The organism is Thalassoroseus sp. (assembly GCF_984380535.1).
This window is the reverse complement of sequence record NZ_CFHRBF010000003.1, coordinates 220,418-237,410: the sequence shown is the minus strand read 5'-3', so window position 1 is coordinate 237,410 and position 16,993 is coordinate 220,418. Positions and strand designations below refer to the sequence as shown.

Annotated in this window: 12 protein-coding genes; 4 read left to right on the top strand and 8 right to left on the bottom strand. The window is 52.6% G+C overall.

The annotated features are described in order from the left end of the window. Positions 1–34: 34 nt before the first annotated feature. The 8 genes from AC5DDB_RS05415 to AC5DDB_RS05380 form a co-directional block, all read right to left on the bottom strand. The gene (locus tag AC5DDB_RS05415; protein WP_491738668.1) at positions 35–1,927 is read right to left on the bottom strand and encodes a tetratricopeptide repeat protein; all 1,893 of its coding nucleotides are present in this window, start codon (positions 1,925–1,927) and stop codon (positions 35–37) included. Between the two features lie 202 nt (positions 1,928–2,129). Next, positions 2,130–2,489, bottom strand: coding sequence for a YciI family protein (locus AC5DDB_RS05410; RefSeq protein WP_491738667.1), 360 nt, complete (start codon positions 2,487–2,489; stop codon positions 2,130–2,132). Positions 2,490–2,493: 4 nt separating this feature from the next. Beyond that, positions 2,494–2,955, bottom strand: a complete 462-nt coding sequence (locus tag AC5DDB_RS05405; protein ID WP_491738666.1) for a YybH family protein — start codon at positions 2,953–2,955, stop codon at positions 2,494–2,496. Positions 2,956–3,071: 116 nt separating this feature from the next. Continuing rightward, complete coding sequence (locus tag AC5DDB_RS05400) at positions 3,072–3,473, bottom strand: YciI family protein (protein WP_491738665.1); 402 nt, start codon at positions 3,471–3,473, stop codon at positions 3,072–3,074. Between the two features lie 133 nt (positions 3,474–3,606). Further along, a complete protein-coding gene (locus tag AC5DDB_RS05395) occupies positions 3,607–4,845 on the bottom strand; it encodes an RNA polymerase sigma factor (protein WP_491738664.1) in 1,239 nt (412 codons plus the stop codon). 132 nt (positions 4,846–4,977) lie between these two features. Continuing rightward, positions 4,978–6,357, bottom strand: coding sequence for a DUF1552 domain-containing protein (locus AC5DDB_RS05390; RefSeq protein WP_491738663.1), 1,380 nt, complete (start codon positions 6,355–6,357; stop codon positions 4,978–4,980). 20 nt (positions 6,358–6,377) lie between these two features. Further along, entirely contained in the window at positions 6,378–8,291 is a 1,914-nt protein-coding gene (locus AC5DDB_RS05385; RefSeq protein WP_491738662.1) for a DUF1588 domain-containing protein, read from the bottom strand. A 345-nt stretch (positions 8,292–8,636) separates the two neighbouring features. After that, positions 8,637–9,710, bottom strand: a complete 1,074-nt coding sequence (locus AC5DDB_RS05380; RefSeq protein ID WP_491738661.1) for a hypothetical protein — start codon at positions 9,708–9,710, stop codon at positions 8,637–8,639. Between the two features lie 292 nt (positions 9,711–10,002). On the opposite strand from AC5DDB_RS05380, the gene AC5DDB_RS05375 reads away from it, so the two are divergent. The 4 genes from AC5DDB_RS05375 to AC5DDB_RS05360 all read left to right on the top strand — a co-directional run bounded on the left by AC5DDB_RS05375 (position 10,003) and on the right by AC5DDB_RS05360 (position 16,724). Then, positions 10,003–11,367 (top strand): tetratricopeptide repeat protein, encoded by a 1,365-nt coding sequence (locus AC5DDB_RS05375; RefSeq protein ID WP_491738660.1) that lies wholly within the window; start codon positions 10,003–10,005, stop codon positions 11,365–11,367. A 199-nt stretch (positions 11,368–11,566) separates the two neighbouring features. After that, positions 11,567–12,004, top strand: a complete 438-nt coding sequence (locus tag AC5DDB_RS05370) for a MarR family winged helix-turn-helix transcriptional regulator (protein ID WP_491738659.1) — start codon at positions 11,567–11,569, stop codon at positions 12,002–12,004. After that, the gene (locus AC5DDB_RS05365; RefSeq protein ID WP_491738658.1) at positions 12,001–13,515 is read left to right on the top strand and encodes an efflux RND transporter periplasmic adaptor subunit; all 1,515 of its coding nucleotides are present in this window, start codon (positions 12,001–12,003) and stop codon (positions 13,513–13,515) included. The genes AC5DDB_RS05370 and AC5DDB_RS05365 overlap by 4 nt, the downstream gene beginning before the upstream one ends. Continuing rightward, the gene (locus tag AC5DDB_RS05360) at positions 13,512–16,724 is read left to right on the top strand and encodes an efflux RND transporter permease subunit (RefSeq protein ID WP_491738657.1); all 3,213 of its coding nucleotides are present in this window, start codon (positions 13,512–13,514) and stop codon (positions 16,722–16,724) included. Before AC5DDB_RS05365 ends, AC5DDB_RS05360 begins: the two co-directional genes overlap by 4 nt. Positions 16,725–16,993 lie beyond the last annotated feature (269 nt).

Genomic DNA, 16,993 nt, shown 5'->3' with positions numbered 1-16,993 from the left:
AGCAAACGTGTTATCAGTGAGACTTAACTGTCGATCATTGAGGCTGGCGACGAATCGCTCGTATACGGTCTAGGATTTGCTGCTGTTCGGCTTTCTTCTTGGTTTGATTGGTGACTGCATAAGCTTTCACGAGCCAAGCACGTACAGGAATCAGTAGTGGTTGAATCCGAATGGCGTCTTCAGCCGACTCAATCGCCTCGGGTATTCGATTGAGATGCGCTAAACAATCGGCTCGAACCGCTAGTGCACTCGCTTCTGAAGGAAGCAATTTCAAAATGCGTTCCGCAGCCTCGAGAGCACGCCCCCAATCAGCATGACTATAGTAGAGATTCATCAATGCTAGCAGAGATGTTTCACGAGCAGCCGGGATCTCACTCGCAAGTTGATACAGTCGAATCGCCTTGGTCGCATTGCCTTTCGAACTTGCGATTGTCGCTGCGATCGTAAGACACGTCGGGTCAGGATGAGCATCGAGAACGCGGTCTAATAATTCTGGTAATTCTGCTGGTAACATGTCATCGGTTCGTGTGACATCCATCCAGGTACCAATAGCCAATGCGCGGTCGCGTTCCCATTCACTCAATCGTTCATCTGCATTATCAAAGAATTGTAGTCTCCGATCGACGGTAAATTTTTTATCTTCGCCATCTCCTGTGTAGTCACGCAGAATACGGTGATCGGTTTGAGAGACATGGGACACATCGGCGGTATCCCGTCGCGGCATATGACACCCAATGCAGTCATCGTTCACATTCTGTCGCGCTTCTGCAGGAGCCTCGCAACTCTCGGACTGATGACATGAAAAACAACGTGTTTGAAAGTAGGCTCGCGCCTCGCTTTTAGGCGGAATACGGTGCGGGTCGTGACAAGAAATACATCCCATCTGGCCATCGCTTGACTGGAAACATCGGCTACTCCGAAGTTGCTGGACATGACTTACAGACTTGGTATCCCCGTCGACGACGCCCGTCCCGTTAACGAACACAGTCCAAATTTCGTCGAGTCGCTGGCCGGGACGAAAGTCGAATGCACTCCGCTCAGGACGTAGAACACGACCAACCCCTTGCAAATGACAACGATAACACACACTCTCACGCCGAGCCGCGTCGAGTTTCGCCGGGTTGCAAATGGGATCGCCTTCGTCTATTCCACTATCATCTGCTAGTTGCCACGCGATGTGATCGGCTCCTGGGCCATGACAGCTTTCGCAGCCAATTTTCAGTTCGTGAAACGCCGGTTGTTGGTATCGGTTCGTGGAACGCTCGAGCACGGCAGGTCGTCCCGAATGACAATTGAGACATTCGTCTGTGACGCGACGATTAAACCCGCGAGAATCATGGACGGCGTAGCTCGGTGCCAAATCCCAGACTTTCGACGAGGCATACCAGTTCAATGGCGACATGTAGAGCGCATCGTCTCGACGGTGTAGAAACGCTTTTGCGCGTTGTCCCGAACCAACGACGTATTCCATCGGCACTTTTTGATCAACGATCGTCCGTCCGCTGGTATCCACTAGCCGTTCTATATGCCAGATCTTCCCATCCTGACTGAGGACATCATATGGTCTCGCCTCTCCGACAATGCCCACCTCCTTGGAACTTTCCGACACGGGCAACTCGAATGCTTCAGCAGGGCCAATAGTTTGAGCCATTGGGTGCAAATCAAAACTTTCGGCGATCTCCTGATGGCATTGTCGACAGGCATCGCTGCCAACATACCCCTGTGTCGATGGCGGATCATACTGGATCGAAACTTTCGCCTCACGACTTCCTAGCGTGTCCTGCGTGTCAACTTCCGATGCCTGCCTATTTTTAATTTGCGCCCGATAGATCAGCCAACCGACACTAATCAACAGTAGAAGGCAAACGACACAGACAAAAGTCATACGAAGCGAACGACGCTGATAATTTTTCTCGGTGTCCGTCATCGTTATCTTTCCGTGTCGTGAACTTATAGAGTACTATAATGGTGAAAAACCAATACGATAGAACAGCTACGACGCAGAGCCTATACTGGCGTACGAGATATCCTCCGTTCAATGGTAGTCAACAGGACTCATAAGCACCATCATAGCCACTTGTCGAACACATTCGCTGCCTGGGAACGCTTTGTCCTGCGTCCACCAGACATCAGCTTTGTTCCATGCGGTCGGGAAGTGGAAATAGCGGGCGGATCTCGACAGTTCCTTTCTCAGCCGGAGGAAGTCGCGCTGCGATTGAGATTGCTTCGTCCAGGTTTTCAACATCGATTACATAGTAGCCACCAAGTTGTTCAGTCGTTTCTGCAAAAGGGCCGTCGGTCACTAGGCGTTTCCCATCACGGAGGCGAACACTCGTTGCAGTTGAAATCGAATGTAGAGGTGACGAGTCGATAAACTTGCCCTGCTCGTAAAGTTCATCGCAGATTGCCATTGATTTCAGCATGCAAGCTCGTCGGGTCTCTTCAGTCCAAGAATCTTCAGCACTATAGATCAGTAGCATGTATTTCATCGGTCTAATCTCCGTAGTTTGGCATGGTCAGTGAATCAGGGTCGGTTATCGGCCATGCTTGGTTGTCCATGGGATTGAAGGGAAGTGAGACGTGTTCATGGAACACCTTCCATCGCCCATCGATGCGGCGGTAACATACAGTAATTCGTATCCACGATTGACTACACGGATGGGGTTCTGCGGTCTCGAAATTATGTAAGCCGTGAACAACAGCCATGTCCTCCGTAACAGTTATTGTTAGATCACGATGAACCGACTTGAAGTCCGGAAGGTGGGGCATGCAAGATTCCCATGCCTGGCGGATAGCCGCTACTCCCACAGACTTGTAGGGTGGAATGGCATCATAAAGAATAACATCCGGTGTGTAGTCAGTCATCATGCTGTCAAGGTCTCTCGCCTCCAACGCTGACCGCCATTGTTCGATGGCGTCACGAATTTCCTGTTCCTGTTCCAGATTATTGTTCATCAATTTCCCTTCACACTCATTTTTAAAAGTCGGTGTCTAACAGTTCCGTGGAATGCCGTCTTATCTTGGACAGCCCTGATAGGCTTTGAACCGGTTGTTTAATCGAGATTGACGAATCAACTGGGTGGCTTTGTTTCGTGAATGCGATTACGTGCTTCAATTAATGCATTCGTTTGTGCGTCCGCCGGTCGAATCTCGAACGGCCCAATACGGACTCCCGGATGCTTGGAAATCAATTCAACCGCGTGCTCCATATTGTCCGCTTCAAGAAGTAGAATTCCCCCAATTTGTTCCCGCGTTTCCGCAAAGGGACCATCAGTTACTTGAACGGTGCCGTTGTTGTATCGCAAGGTGACTGCTTGGTTTGCGGCTTGTAGTGCCTCTCCGCCGATGAAGTGGCCGCCTTCTCGCAAAAGGTCGTCATAGGCGAGGCACTCGTCCATCGCCTGTTTGATTTCGTGTTCACTCATCGAATCAAACTTGGCGTGATCAGCATATCCCAAATATATGAATCTCATTGCGCACTCCCGGTCAACATTCGAATGGCTTCGCGAACCTTGTCGCGGTCTCATTCTTTAGTCGAACGGGGCGTGTCGGGATCGACAAGAAAGTGCCGGAAAATCGAAATTTTACTTCGACAACGATTCGAGGTTACTCGGAGAGAGACCCGAGTTGCTTACTGAGGAAACGCCGTTCGGATTCTTGTTTCGTGAGTAACATGGCTCGCTCAAACGACTTCCGAGCGTCCACGATTTCGCCGGTGCGGCGCAGCAGCTCGCCGCGAGCAGCATGAGCTAAGTAGTAATCGGCTAGGTCACCACGGTTCAAGATCGCATCGATGATTCGTAGTCCCGCGTCTGGTCCACTTTGCATCGCCACCGCGACGGCCCGGTTCAGTTCCACGACCGGCGACGGATCGATTTGCATTAGCACATTGTAGAGTGCCACAATTTGCGGCCAATCGGTGTCAGACGCGACAGTGGCTTCGGAATGTACGGCCGAGATCGCGGCTTGTAGTGTGTAAATTCCAATTCGACGCGAAGCCAGCGATTGTCGGACAAGACTGCGGCCTTCCTCAATGTATTGACGGTTCCAGATCCCACGATCTTGCGCTTCGAGGAGCACGATATCACCATCTGCATCGACACGGGCCTCGCGTCGGGACTCGTGTAGAAGCATCAATGCTAGCAGCCCCATAACCTCCGAATCTGGCAGTAGTTCGAAAAGCAAACGACCGAGCCTGATAGCCTCGCTGGATAACTCAACCCGTGTTAACTGATTGCCGGCTGAAGCGGAGTATCCCTCGTTGAACACGAGATAGATGACGGACAAGACAGCATCAAGTCGTTCGGGCAGATCATCACGCCTTGGAATCACGAACGGAATACCAGCTTGGCGGATCTTTGTCTTGCCACGCACAATCCGCTGAGCCATCGTCGAGGTGCTTACGAGGAACGCGTCTGCGATCTCGTCTGTTGTGAGACCACAGACCTCACGTAAGGTCAACGGAACTTGAACTAGCGGATCAATCGCCGGATGGCAGCACGTGAAGATCAGCCGCAGTTGATCATCTTCGATATCTCGGGTTGCCGTTTCAGCGTTTCGCGATGCAGTTTCTTGGATCCGTGCAGCCAAATGAGGCTGCAAGTCGTGGAATTTCGCCTCGCGACGGAGCAAATCGATCGCCCGAAATCGGCCTGCCGAGATAAGCCACGAGACTGGATCGTCAGGGATGCCCTTCGACCGCCAGTCGTTCGCGGCCGCTGTAAAAGCCTCCTGCATTGCATCTTCGGCCAACTCAAAATCCCCGAGTGCACGAATGAGCGTCGCCAGCACCCGGCGAGATTGCGAGCGAAATAGTTCATCAATGATTGCACTGACGTCGCGCACGAATCCGTCTCCTGCGTTGACTCAATTCTTGCAGGTTTCTGTTTGCGGCTTATGCCATAGTCTGACGAACTTCATGTCTTGCAGGTCCTGGATCGCAAAACCTGGATGGATTGGGCGACGACAAAGTCCCGACTACACGAACAACTGTTCGAGAGGTCCACGGTGCATCGATTTGTCGAGATTGGGATCCATCGAACCGAAGTCATCTTGCGGAATGCCGGCTGCATGGAGCAGCGTATGATAAAGGGCATTAATGGTTCTGTGACCATCAGTGCCGTAGTCGGGATACTGAAGATAGCGACCGGAACGAAGACGTCCGCCCGCGTTTCCGAGCACAACAAACGGCCATTCGAAGCATCGACTATGATGCGTCTCTGCACCGTCACTGAGATACACGACTACAGTTCGATCCAACATGCTGCCATCGCCCTCTGGAATCTCTGCGAGCTTTCGCATTGTGCGGGCAATGAGTTGGAAGTGGAAGGCTCGGATTCTCTCCGACTGCTCCCATGCGGTCCGGTCGTCTTCGACATACAGACCGTGACCAATAGGATGTTTCCCGGTTTGAATTCCGAGACCGGTGAATGTGATATTGAAATTGGGGAAACCAACGCCTGATGCGATGGTAACGCAATTCGTCAGCCCCCCGATTAATGCTGCCGTGGCAAGTTCAAAATGTGCGTCGAGCCGATCTGTCTCGACGTCGGATGAGAATTTGTCTGCCCGCTCTGGTGCAACTTTTTCGAGCGTTTCCCGTGATTCAACAAGTCGCTTCGAAGTGACGCCGAGACTTTCATACGCAGATAAATAAGCGTCCATTTTCTGGTTTTCGATCGTCCCAAGTTCGCGTCGCGCACGTTTTACATCATCTTTGATGTAGTCCAGCACATTCGCTCGTGCCTGGAACGAGGAACCAGCTTTGCCTTTAGCGATGCTGCCAAAGAGTTTCGTATAGGCGATTTCAGGATGAAGCAATGTCGCGAGACTCCGTCCACGGGCCGCGGCCGAGCAGTTGAAGTCAACCGCTTTTCGCACATCACTCGAGATACCGAGCACAAGGTTCTCAAAAATACCCGGATGAGCTTGCCCGATCACTGCATCGACTGTGGGAGCCTGAATCTTTCGACCTTGGTTTGCATGATAAGCCCCGAGTGCACCGTGATCACTGGAATGTCCACCGGAACACATACGGCCGGAAAGACCTTGCACGATGGTCAACTGATCGCGGAACTCTGTGACCGGAAGAAGCGCTGGCGGCAATGTTGTGCCATCGAGGGAGTGTTCAACGAACTTCGACCGTGCTTCTCGCTCGATGAACGGAATGCCTTCCGGACAGACTTGTCGAGGAGGGACACTGTTGCCCTCCACGACGAACAGGAAACGCAATGGCGAAGTGTTCCCTTCGGCACCGTACGTGACTCGGCTCAGCATCGGAGCTAACACGGGGGCACTCGCTCCGAGTGCAAGGTTCTGCATGAAACCGCGACGGTTCAATTGGGATGGATGATTCATAAAAATTCTATTCACACGGTTTAGTTATTCGATGGAACCGGAGCATCAGCCGAGGCAGCCTTCACCGGAGTGATCGTTTGTCGGTACAAGAACGAATCTGATGTCAGCAGGGACTCAACCAACGCCTTAAAACTGCCATCGTGTTCTTGGTAGACGCGATGAGCATCGATCAATGTGGGCGCGTCGGCTGGTGTCTCATTGCGACCGAGGAAATAGCGAAAAACGTGGCGGACAAATACCTGTTCGACATGCGTCGATGTGGCGAGCCGATCGAGCATCTCGAAGGGGTCTTTCACTGGACCATCGAGTTCGGAAATTCCCACAGCGATTTGGCCGGTTGTGTCGACAGGGCGGTCTAGCTCGGTCTCGCGGTAACGTCCAAAGTCGTCGAATTGTTCAAACGGGAGACCGAGCGGGTCCATGCGGAGGTGACACGTCCAACAATAGCCGGCACTGGTCACCTGAGCCATTTTCTCGCGAAGCGTCAGGTGCGGATCTGTCGGGAGCTTGGCATCCACGCCGATTGGTGTATCGGGCACGGTCCCTCCGAGCAATTTCATTTGTACCCAACGTCCACGTTGAATCGCTTGGTTCTTTTCGTTGTCTGAGAACGCGAGCAGCCAAACGGGGTGAGTAAGAATGCCAGACCGACGACCAAAAGTTGGCTGAAGCGGTTGCTGCTTCGTCCATTCCCAATCTCGCGGAAGTCCGTAGTCGGGCAACAGATCCCGACGAAAACGCCGTTCGGTCGGCGCGTTCATTCGCAATCCGTTAGCTACAAGAAACAAGGTGTCCTCAGTTAGTAATCGATGTAGAACTTGCTCGTCTTTCTTGAGAATGTGCAACACCAACTCGTCGGCATCTTCGACTCGCTCTCGGGCAAAGATGGCGTTGGCTAGTCGATGATCTTTGAACACCGCAGGTGCATTGGTGTATTCGAAATACTCTTGAAAGAACCGCAAGAAACGAGGCGAAACGGTTTCGAAATTGCCCAGCAATCGTTTGACTTCGCGACGAACATCGGCCCGCGTGGCGAGTTTGCCAGTTGATGCCGCTTCTTCAAGCGTTTCATCGGGCTGAGCATCGGTGAGGGCGTAGGAAATCGCGTGTTTCAGTTCGTATGGAGCAAGGAAGACCCGTCCAAACTCGTCGGGCTCGCCGTCGCCAACCTCGAAACGATATACCGCCTCCGGCTTCAAAAGTACCGCAGTAAAAACAGACTGTAATGCCGCATCGAGACCAGCATCTCGCTCGGTCTTGCGTGCCAATTCGAGCAAGCCTTCCATCTCGTCTTTGTCTGGACGACGATGCAAGGCAAGATTCAATTGCAAAGCGATTAACCTCCGCCAGTCTTTATCGCTGTGACCGGACTGTGCTCGAAATCTTGCGACATGAGGATTCAATCGCGGCGAATCTGCGGAAGTCTGAAATCCGGCAATATCCCAGCAAATGTCGAACAAAAGTTCCGTTGTCGCTTCTTCAAAGGCATGAGCGTCGGCATTGTCGCGGAACGTATGGGAAGGTGTCATGTACGCGAACGCTGGGTGAAGTCCGTCGCCGCCCTGATTCCGGCGAGGCACTAACAATCGCATCCGGGAGAGCGTGTTCGCTCGTTGCATGAAGATATGCGGACTCATCCGCCACAATCGTGCCGGCGTCGCTGCCTTACGGACTTTGGGCTCTGTGAAAAGAACTTGATGATCCACCAAGTTTCCCCAACCCGGTTGGCGAGCCTTTTCCGCCAGATCGGAGTGCGACTTCAGCACTGCCGAAAGTTCCTGCAAAAAATGCTCTCGATTCCGGTCGCTCGGTTGTGTTTCGTCGACGGGCGGCATTTGACCGTCGGAGACGACCTCATGTATCCGCTCGAAAAGTGTCGAATCCGCCGTCGCCGGATCGTCCGCCACATGCTGCAAGTTGAGCTTGCCACTCATGACTTCCGTATTATGACAAGAAGTACAGTGTTCCTCGACGAACGTACCGATCGTTTCTTTCGGCTTGTCGCCAGCATTTGCCCACGAACTGCTGGGCACAAAATAAGATAAGAAGAGAATTGACAAAAATCGGCGAATGGGGATTGTCATGGCGGGAAATAAACGTCGTCTTCGATGAAAGTCAGTTTGGGCGCAGTTGCTATTTTACCGGGACGGGAACCTCGCCGATAGGGGAAACGACGGAAGTGACTCATCATCAATACGTGCCAAGGGTTTAACGAAACATGCCACACTTCGAGTTGCTCGAAGTGTGGCATGTTGTAAACGGCTTGGCCTCTTCGATCACTATTCGACCGCGTTAACGTTGGTCGAAGTGTTCGTGGTGGTTTTCGACTGGCTGGAAATCGACTGGGCTGTCCCGGCAGCATTTGCTGTCGTCGATGTCCGCGTATTCACACGGGCATTCCCACGAATATTTGGTTGAGGACCGCGAACGTTGGAAGCGGCGTCGATCGTTTGACGAGTTCGGCCTTGGAATTCCGTCGATGCTTCGTTCGCATCAGAGAAGAATCCTGCAGATTGAACACGAGTGTCTTGCATCGCCTGAGCCCGAGTTCGCATGACCGATCCAACGCCGCCGAACGCGTTTTGCTGTGTGCGGCTTTCGAACTGTGCTCGTGCGGTGGCTTCCAACTGATCGGCACGTGCCAACGTTTCGAGGTCTCCGCGTGCCAAAGCGGAGTCACGCATCCGGTCAATTTCCGCCAACCGTGCGGCTAACACACGTTCGCCGGGGGTCGTTGTGACGGCGGCCTGTCCTGCAGCCATCAATTCCGCACGGGTCCGAGCGCCCAGAGCCGGGGCCGTCGCCGGTGTTCGCTCGGGTATCGTGAACTGACGATTCAAACGAATCTCAGCGCCACCGTTTTGTTGCGAGGCAACATCGGCACGCAGCAGCGTTCGAATGCGAGTGTCCGCCTGAACCTGCCCACGCGTCTGCATCAATTGCTCACGCCGGTTGAGCAGTTCTTGGGACAATCGCCCGGTTGCTTGGCCCGACAATGGCATCAACACGCCGGTTCCAAGGCTTGCATTGGTCGATGCATTCGCATTGGCATTCACACCGCTAGAAACACCAATTCCACGGGAGTTCGTGCCTGTCGAGACATTGACACGACTGCTCGCATTCAGCGACGTCTGGGAACTAGCCGCTGCGCTATTTCCAACTGAAGTTCGTGCTGCACCGGACACGCGATTGATCAAAGCCGCTCGACTATCGAGCGCACGCTGTACAGCAGACGCGTTTACTTGGCCTCGTCCAGTAACGTTGCCACCGCGGCTGGCAGCCTGGGCAAATAAGGTGGAGACGGATTGACTGGCAAATAGCGCAGCCAAAGCAATAACGGGTAGTTTTCTCATGGAAACCTCCGAGTAAGCCCGCAGTTCGTGGATACGATTTTGACTAATCGTGAGAGAGGACACGCTGAATAAACGATTTTTGTGGCTTGCGTCAATCCCAAACTTTCGCGATAGTCCCGCCCTTCAGCTTGGTCCTGTCTTTGAGTTTCGGAACGAACATCAATCCGTCTCCGAATCTCGGCAGCCACCGTTCTCACAACAAGGACGCGTTGGGCCAGGCGGAAACGGAATTCGAGATTTCGTTACCGTCGACGCGAATCGTACTCCTCAGTTTCAGTCGCATCGGTTGTTCATGAATCGAATCTTTCGTTCCACATTGCTCATCTTCGCTTTCGCGGGATACGGGTTCCTCGACGCTGCCTGGGCACAGTCAAACTCATCGCCCGCGAAGTCTCAAGAAATCCTCGCAATGCTTCGCAACCGGGTTCAGCAGAATCCCCAGGACGCTAACTCATGGCGACTGCTAGGACGTGCCCTGCAACAACAGGAAGCTTATGAAGAGTCTGAACAAGCACTCGTGCAGGCCGTTACACTAACGCCACAAAGTGCGGCGGCTTGGTTTGATTTGGCCGGAACATTAGCGAAAAGTGGGCGGACAGAGATCGCTGTCGAGTGTTATCAAAAGGTGATCGAAATCGCGCCAGAAAGCGAGTATGCCACCCAAGCACAGACTGAGATCGATGTTCAAAATACAGCTGTCGTTCAAGCCGGCTATGAAGTTCGAACATTCGACTCGCGAGACGTACTCAACCAGCTCGACGACGCCGATCCTCCAATGCGGCAACTCATGAAAGACCGGCTCGATTTTCGTCTAGAAACAGGTCTTCTCTATAATAGCAATGTGGCGTTGGCACCGATCAATCGTCAAATTGCTCCTGGTGACCGCGGTAGTGCTCAAATCTATGTGTCTCCCGACCTGCAATACGGCATGATCGACGAAGGTCAGTGGCGAACCGGTCCGACATTGCGAGGCCAATTTACTCTGAACGAAGGAAACTTTAGTCAGTTCAATTTGCAGAGTTACCGTCCTGGTTGGTTTGCAGAGTACTTTATTTTTCGAGATGAATCTGTCTTTGTGCCCCGCATTGCATACGAGTTCACGCACGACGAATTCGACAGGACGACGCTCGGTAATCGACACACGCTTCTCGCAAGTATGTCTGCGTTCTGGGATGACACGCACGGCTCGTTCGTCTACTACGCGATTGATAATACCGACTTTCTGAACGATGGGATTCTGCCTTCGGTCACATCGCAAGACGGTCTGACACAAAGCTTCGGTATCGCTCACGATATCTTTCTGCCATATCGGTATTTGCGGTTAGTACGTGGTGGCATTGATCTTTCGGCCGCCGACACCGACGGCAGTGACTATCGCTACCGAGGTGTAAACCTCTTTACAGAAGGTGTCGTCCCGCTCATCGAGAAACTGGAACTTACAGTTCGAGGGGGTTGGGGTTATCGCGACTTTTACGCCTATGAATTTGAGCCATCACGCAACGAAAACGTGTGGCAAGCAGGAGCCGAGCTTCGGTACTACCTGACTGACAACATTTCGACGGCACTCATCTTCAACTACGATCTGTTCGACTCGGAAAACCCGCTTTTTGCTGCCGAGCGATATCAGTCGGGCTTGGTTATCGAGATGGAGTTCTAGAGCCAGTTTCTCGCCTGATCCAAGCGTCGAGCACGAAATCTCGGTGGGAAGCCGCGAGTTTCTGTCCGCTGAGCATACGCTCAAACCACTCTCTCTTTGACCTCGTACTGATAAATTAGTCACTACGGAACCATGAAGTCGCCTTGCCAAATAGTTGCACATGCAATAATATGCCGAACACTCATTGGAGGTACATGTAATGACGCATCGTCATTTTGAAAAGGGCGTCGGCTATTGGTTGCTGTCGGCGGCAAATCTCTTGGAACGGGTAGCGAACGACGAGTTGCAACCCCATGGCATCACGTTTCGGCAAGTTCAGGTACTCGGTACCTTGGCCTGTCATGGGGAGATGTCACAGACAGAACTAGCCGACCGGATTCAGGTCGAACCGTCAACAGTCGTTCGGATCGTCGACCGTATGGAACGAGACGGTTGGGTGGAGCGTTTCCCGTCGCCGAACGATCGTCGTGTCAAACTGTTACGAACGACAGACAAAGTCGACCCAGTGTGGCAAACCATTCTCGAAGTGGGAGTGCAAATTCGTGAACAGATCACACAGGGTCTCAGTGAGCGACAGGTCTCACAATTGATGAAATCTCTAGAGACGATCTGTGCAAACCTAGGAGGTGATGCATGAATCAAGAAGCTTCTCAAAATCCGGAACAAACTCCGCAGCACGAATCGTCTTCTCCAAAACAAACGATGTCCTGGCTTCGCTATCTTCGGCCATTTGTCTGGCTAATTCCTTTGTGTGTTGCGGGTTACTTTGTGGCGATCGCTGCGGTGGATCGACTGCAAGAGTCGAAACAGATTGCAGAGGCAGAGTTAGAGCCGCGATATACACCTCAGCCAGTACGCGTAACGCGAGCTTTGCAAGATACGATTCAAGCTTGGGTATTTGCAGAGGGCACAGCGAGGAGCGTGCAGCGTGAGTACTTGACTTTTGAAATGACCGGTCGTGTTACGTTCGTCGGTCCTGAAAAAGCTGGTGATGCGGTCAAGAAAGGCGAGGTGTTGGCTCAGCTGGATAAACGAAAATATGTCGCCGATGTCGATGCGGCTCTCGCTGGAATTCAAGAAGCGAAAACGAACGCACAGGCATCGCTCGCAGACGCAGCACAGGCCGGAACACAGCTAGAACTAGCCCGCACTCAATACAATCGAATGGTTCAACTCCAACGCGGAAACGCAGCGACTGAAGCCGATGTCGAAGAAGCGAAAGCGAAGTTGGACAATGCACAATCCGCTCTTGCTGCAGCGCAGGCGCAAGCTGAAGCAATCAAAAGTCAAATCGAAGTCACAGAGGCTAAACTTCGACAGGCCAATATCGCACTGGAAGAAGCAGAAATTGTATCTCCGATCGACGGCATTGTTGCCTATTTGAACATCGAAGAAGGACGTTACTTTACGCAGAGTAATGTTAAAACCACGAGTGAATCGGAAGCTTTGCAGACGATCCCAATGGTTGTGATCGATCCATCCGAATATGAAGTGACGATGGATGTACCCTCGTTCCAAGCAGACCGCATTACAGTCGGTCAGCAGGTGCTATTGCTTCCTGGCGGTACTTCAGAAGCAGCTACGATCAGTGCGGTCGAAGGAGTCGTCGATGCTTCTCCGGGTTCTACCCCCAATTGGCAAGCCCGCGGTGAAGTTTACTCCGTGAATCCGGCTGTCAATCCGGGCGGTCGAAGCGTGCAAGTCAAAGTGCGAACGACTATCGGAGCTGAACATCTCCGAGACGGGATGTTCGTGACTTGCTGGATTGCGAGTCAGAGCAAGACCGACGCTGTGTTGGCTCCATTCGACGCATTGCTATACGAAGAAAACCGCCCTTATGTATTCGTCTATCAACAAAGCGAATCAGCGGATGAAGGTGTCGTCGAGCGACGCGATGTCGTGCTAGGAATTCAAGGTTTGACTCATCGAGAAATCGTGTCTGGGGTGGCCGCGGGAGAGCTACTCGTAACGGATGGGCGGTATCGACTTGTCGATGGTGCACCAGTCCGAATTCTCAACCCCAAAGACGAAGCGTTACGTCAAGCGGCTCGTCATCAATTTGATCAAGCACTCCGCATCGACGTGCCAGCCCCGCCGGTTATAGATCGCACGCATCGAATGGCTCAAACACGGAGCAACAATCGATGAATGATGTTTCGACTCAAGAGCACATTCCCGAAGTCAGCGAAGCTGGCGGACTCATGCAGTTCTTCGTGCTCAAACCGGTTTTCGGCTTGCTACTAGTCGTACTAATTGTCGCTAGCGGTTTGATGGCGTACAACGCGCTGATCAAGGAATCGCTCCCAGACTTGGCCATTCCTCAAGCCACGATCGCCACCTTCTGGCCTGGCGCTGACCCACAGACAATTGAACAAGAAGTTACTGAGAAGATCGAGAACGAGCTTTCATCACTGAAGGGCGTCAAGAAGGTCACAAGTGCCTCATTTGACTCGTACTCGATGATCGCCGTCGAGTTTGTCGCCGAGGCGGATTTGGCGGAGTCGATGCAACTGCTCCGTGCGAAGATCAGCGACGCTGAAGCCGAACTTCCACGCGAAGCCGAGAAACCCAAGGTCAATCAGGTATCTGTGGACGACCGCCCGATCATTAGTATCGCACTTTACGGCGATGTCGGGCCGGCGATCCTCAGTCGGACAGCGGAGGATCTTGAAGACCGTTTGGAACGAGTCCAAGGCGTGAACGAGGTCAAGATTGGTGGTCTGCGGAACGAAGTGGTACGGATTCAGCTTCGCCCCGAGCGGTTGGCATCGTTGGGAATCGCACCGACGACGGTTCGCGATCGCATTCAAAAAGCGAACCAAGATATGCCGTGGGGGGAGATTGACAGCGATGAGCTCGGCGCGACTGCTCGACTCTATGGTCGCTTTCGTGACGTCGAAGATCTGCAAGAACTACCGATTACACGACTCGACGGCTTAAACGGTCGCGTCGTGCGATTAAAAGAAATTGCCGATGTTCGGCGAGATTTGGAACGCGAAACCTCACGTGCGTTTCTCAGTTGGAAAGGTGAGCCGTTTAAGCAGTCAATCGAAATCTCTCTGACGAAAGTCCCTGCTTCCGATACCTTACAGACGATCGAAAATGCAAAAGCCGAGTTGGAAGCAATTCGTGGCAGCGAAGATTGGCCATATGGTTTGGAATACCGAGTGACTAGCGATCAATCCGGCCGGATTTGGGAATCTCTATTGCGGGTGTTCAATAACGGCTGGCAAGCAATGCTCGGTGTGTTCATCGTGCTATTGTTCATGTTGTCTTGGCGTGAAGCTTTGATTGCCGGGCTGTCGATTCCGCTTAGCTTCTTAGGTGCGATGACACTCATCTGGCTTATGGGTTACACGCTCAACGAGATGGTATTGATCGGTATGGTACTAGCACTTGGTCTGCTAGTTGATGTGTTTATCCTAATGATGGAAGGTCTGCACGAAGGCATCTTTGTCGAGCATCTCTCTTGGGGACGCTCGGCGATGTGGACGATTCGGCGGTTTGCAGTCCCGGCATTCGCGGGACAGATGACGACCATTCTTGCACTTGCTCCATTGATCGCGGTTAGTGGCACATCGGGCAAATTCATTCGCATTCTGCCGGTGACGACAATTAGTTGTTTAGTTCTTAGCTTCATTGTGGCCGTTGCCGTTGATGTGCCCCTCTCACGGTTCTTGCTCGGGAACATGAAATCTCGGGGGAACGAACGTAAAACACTAGTCGATCGGTTGACGCTATGGTCGTCTAGTCACCTAGCCAGCTGGAGTTTACGAAATACTCTCCGCAATCGCTTCGTGGCATTACTATGGGTCAGTGCGTCGCTGGGGTTATTCGTTGTTTCGGCGATTGGCTTCGGAACGTTACCGCAGACGTTGTACTCGCAACGTGACGGGCAAAACTTAGGTGTAACGATTGAACTCCCCGCTGGTACGACGCTCGCAACTTCGCAAGAGTGCGCGGACCTAGTCGGTGAGATTCTACGCCAGAAGCCATATCTCGAAAGTGTCGTGAAATTAGTCGGACAGAAAAGTCCGCTTGTCCAAGGGTCACTAGGTGAAGCATTAGCACCGTCTGAAGCAGACTACTTGCTTGGCTTTTCTTGCCAGTTTGTGGTTCGGGAAGAGCGTGAGAAAATCGCGTATGAGTATGTGGACGAGTTGCGGGCGGAACTACAGACAGCCGTCGACAACCACTTCCCAGGTGCTAGTATGCAATTGATGGCGGAAACCGGTCGCCCCGAGGCTTCTGACCCGGTGCAAATCGAAATCATCGGCGACGACATGAACACGCTACGAGAACTTTCCAAGCAGGCACAGGCCGCCTTGCGATCGGTGCCAGGTGCGGTGGATGTTCGGGACAATTTAGGGAATGTGCAAGTCGACATTAAGTTGGTTCCGAAACGGGAAGCACTCGACTTTTACAATATTACGACAGAAGAACTCGCCTCTCAGATCCGTTTTGCCATGGGCGATCAAGAGATTGGCAAGTTCGCGATCGGCGGCGTCGAGGAAGACTTGGAGATCCGCTTGGGTACCGCATGGCCTAGTCGTGATGGGAGACTCGGTGGACCGACTCGAATGAACGAACTAGTCACGGTCCGTGCCTTTCAGCCGAACGGTCAATCTGTCCCGGTGCTAGCCGTGGTGCAGCCTGTGACCGGGACTTCGCCAATTTCGATCACACGACAAGACGGACAGCGTTCGATCACCGTTTCCTCTAAGACCGACGACAATCGATTACCTGCTGAAATACTAGCCGACTGGACGCCGAAACTTGACCAACTTCAATCGGCCTGGCCGAACGGTTATAGTTATCGGATTAGCGGCGAGGCCGAAGAGTCTGCTGAGGCGTTCGGCTCTGCAGGAAGCGCGATGATTGTCGCATTGTTTCTCGTCTTTGCGTTACTAGTCCTGCTTTTCGGCTCGTTCACACAACCATTTATTATTGTGGCGACGATTCCATTAGGACTCATCGGCACGTTTAGTGGTTTTTTCTTAACCGGTATGCCGTTTTCGTTTCTGGGAATGATTGGAATCATTTCGCTGATCGGTATCGTGGTCAACGATGCCATCGTCATGGTGGAAACGATGAACGATCACCGTCGTCGCGGAGCAACAATCAAAGAGGCTGCAGCACGGGGTGGAGCGGATCGATTACGCCCCGTTCTCAGCACGAGTTTGACAACTGTCATCGGTCTGATTCCGCTAGGGCTTTCGGACCCGATGTGGGAACCACTTTGTGCAGCAATCATCTTTGGCCTCATAGCCTCCACGGTATTTTCGTTGATGATCATTCCTGCTTTGTATTTGCTGTTGACGCGAAACGAGAACCCTTTGAACGAGTTGGCCGAGTGATTCCACGAAATCGCTGCGGACAATTACGCAGTGTTCTCGTAACAAGCTTCCGCGTAAAGCGGCAAGGCTTAGGCGATCGCGAATCCATGAGACGCTGCCGAGCGGTCTCAGGTCGAGTTGATTCCGTTTCTACGGTCGTTGGCGTAGGAACGGAATCGTCTGCGAATGTCGTCAATGCGATGCTTTTCGTCTTGCTTTGTTGCACGTTTGCATCGTTCCGGGTAACAATGGCGGATCCTGGCCACATTCCCACCTAACGACCGCCTTGA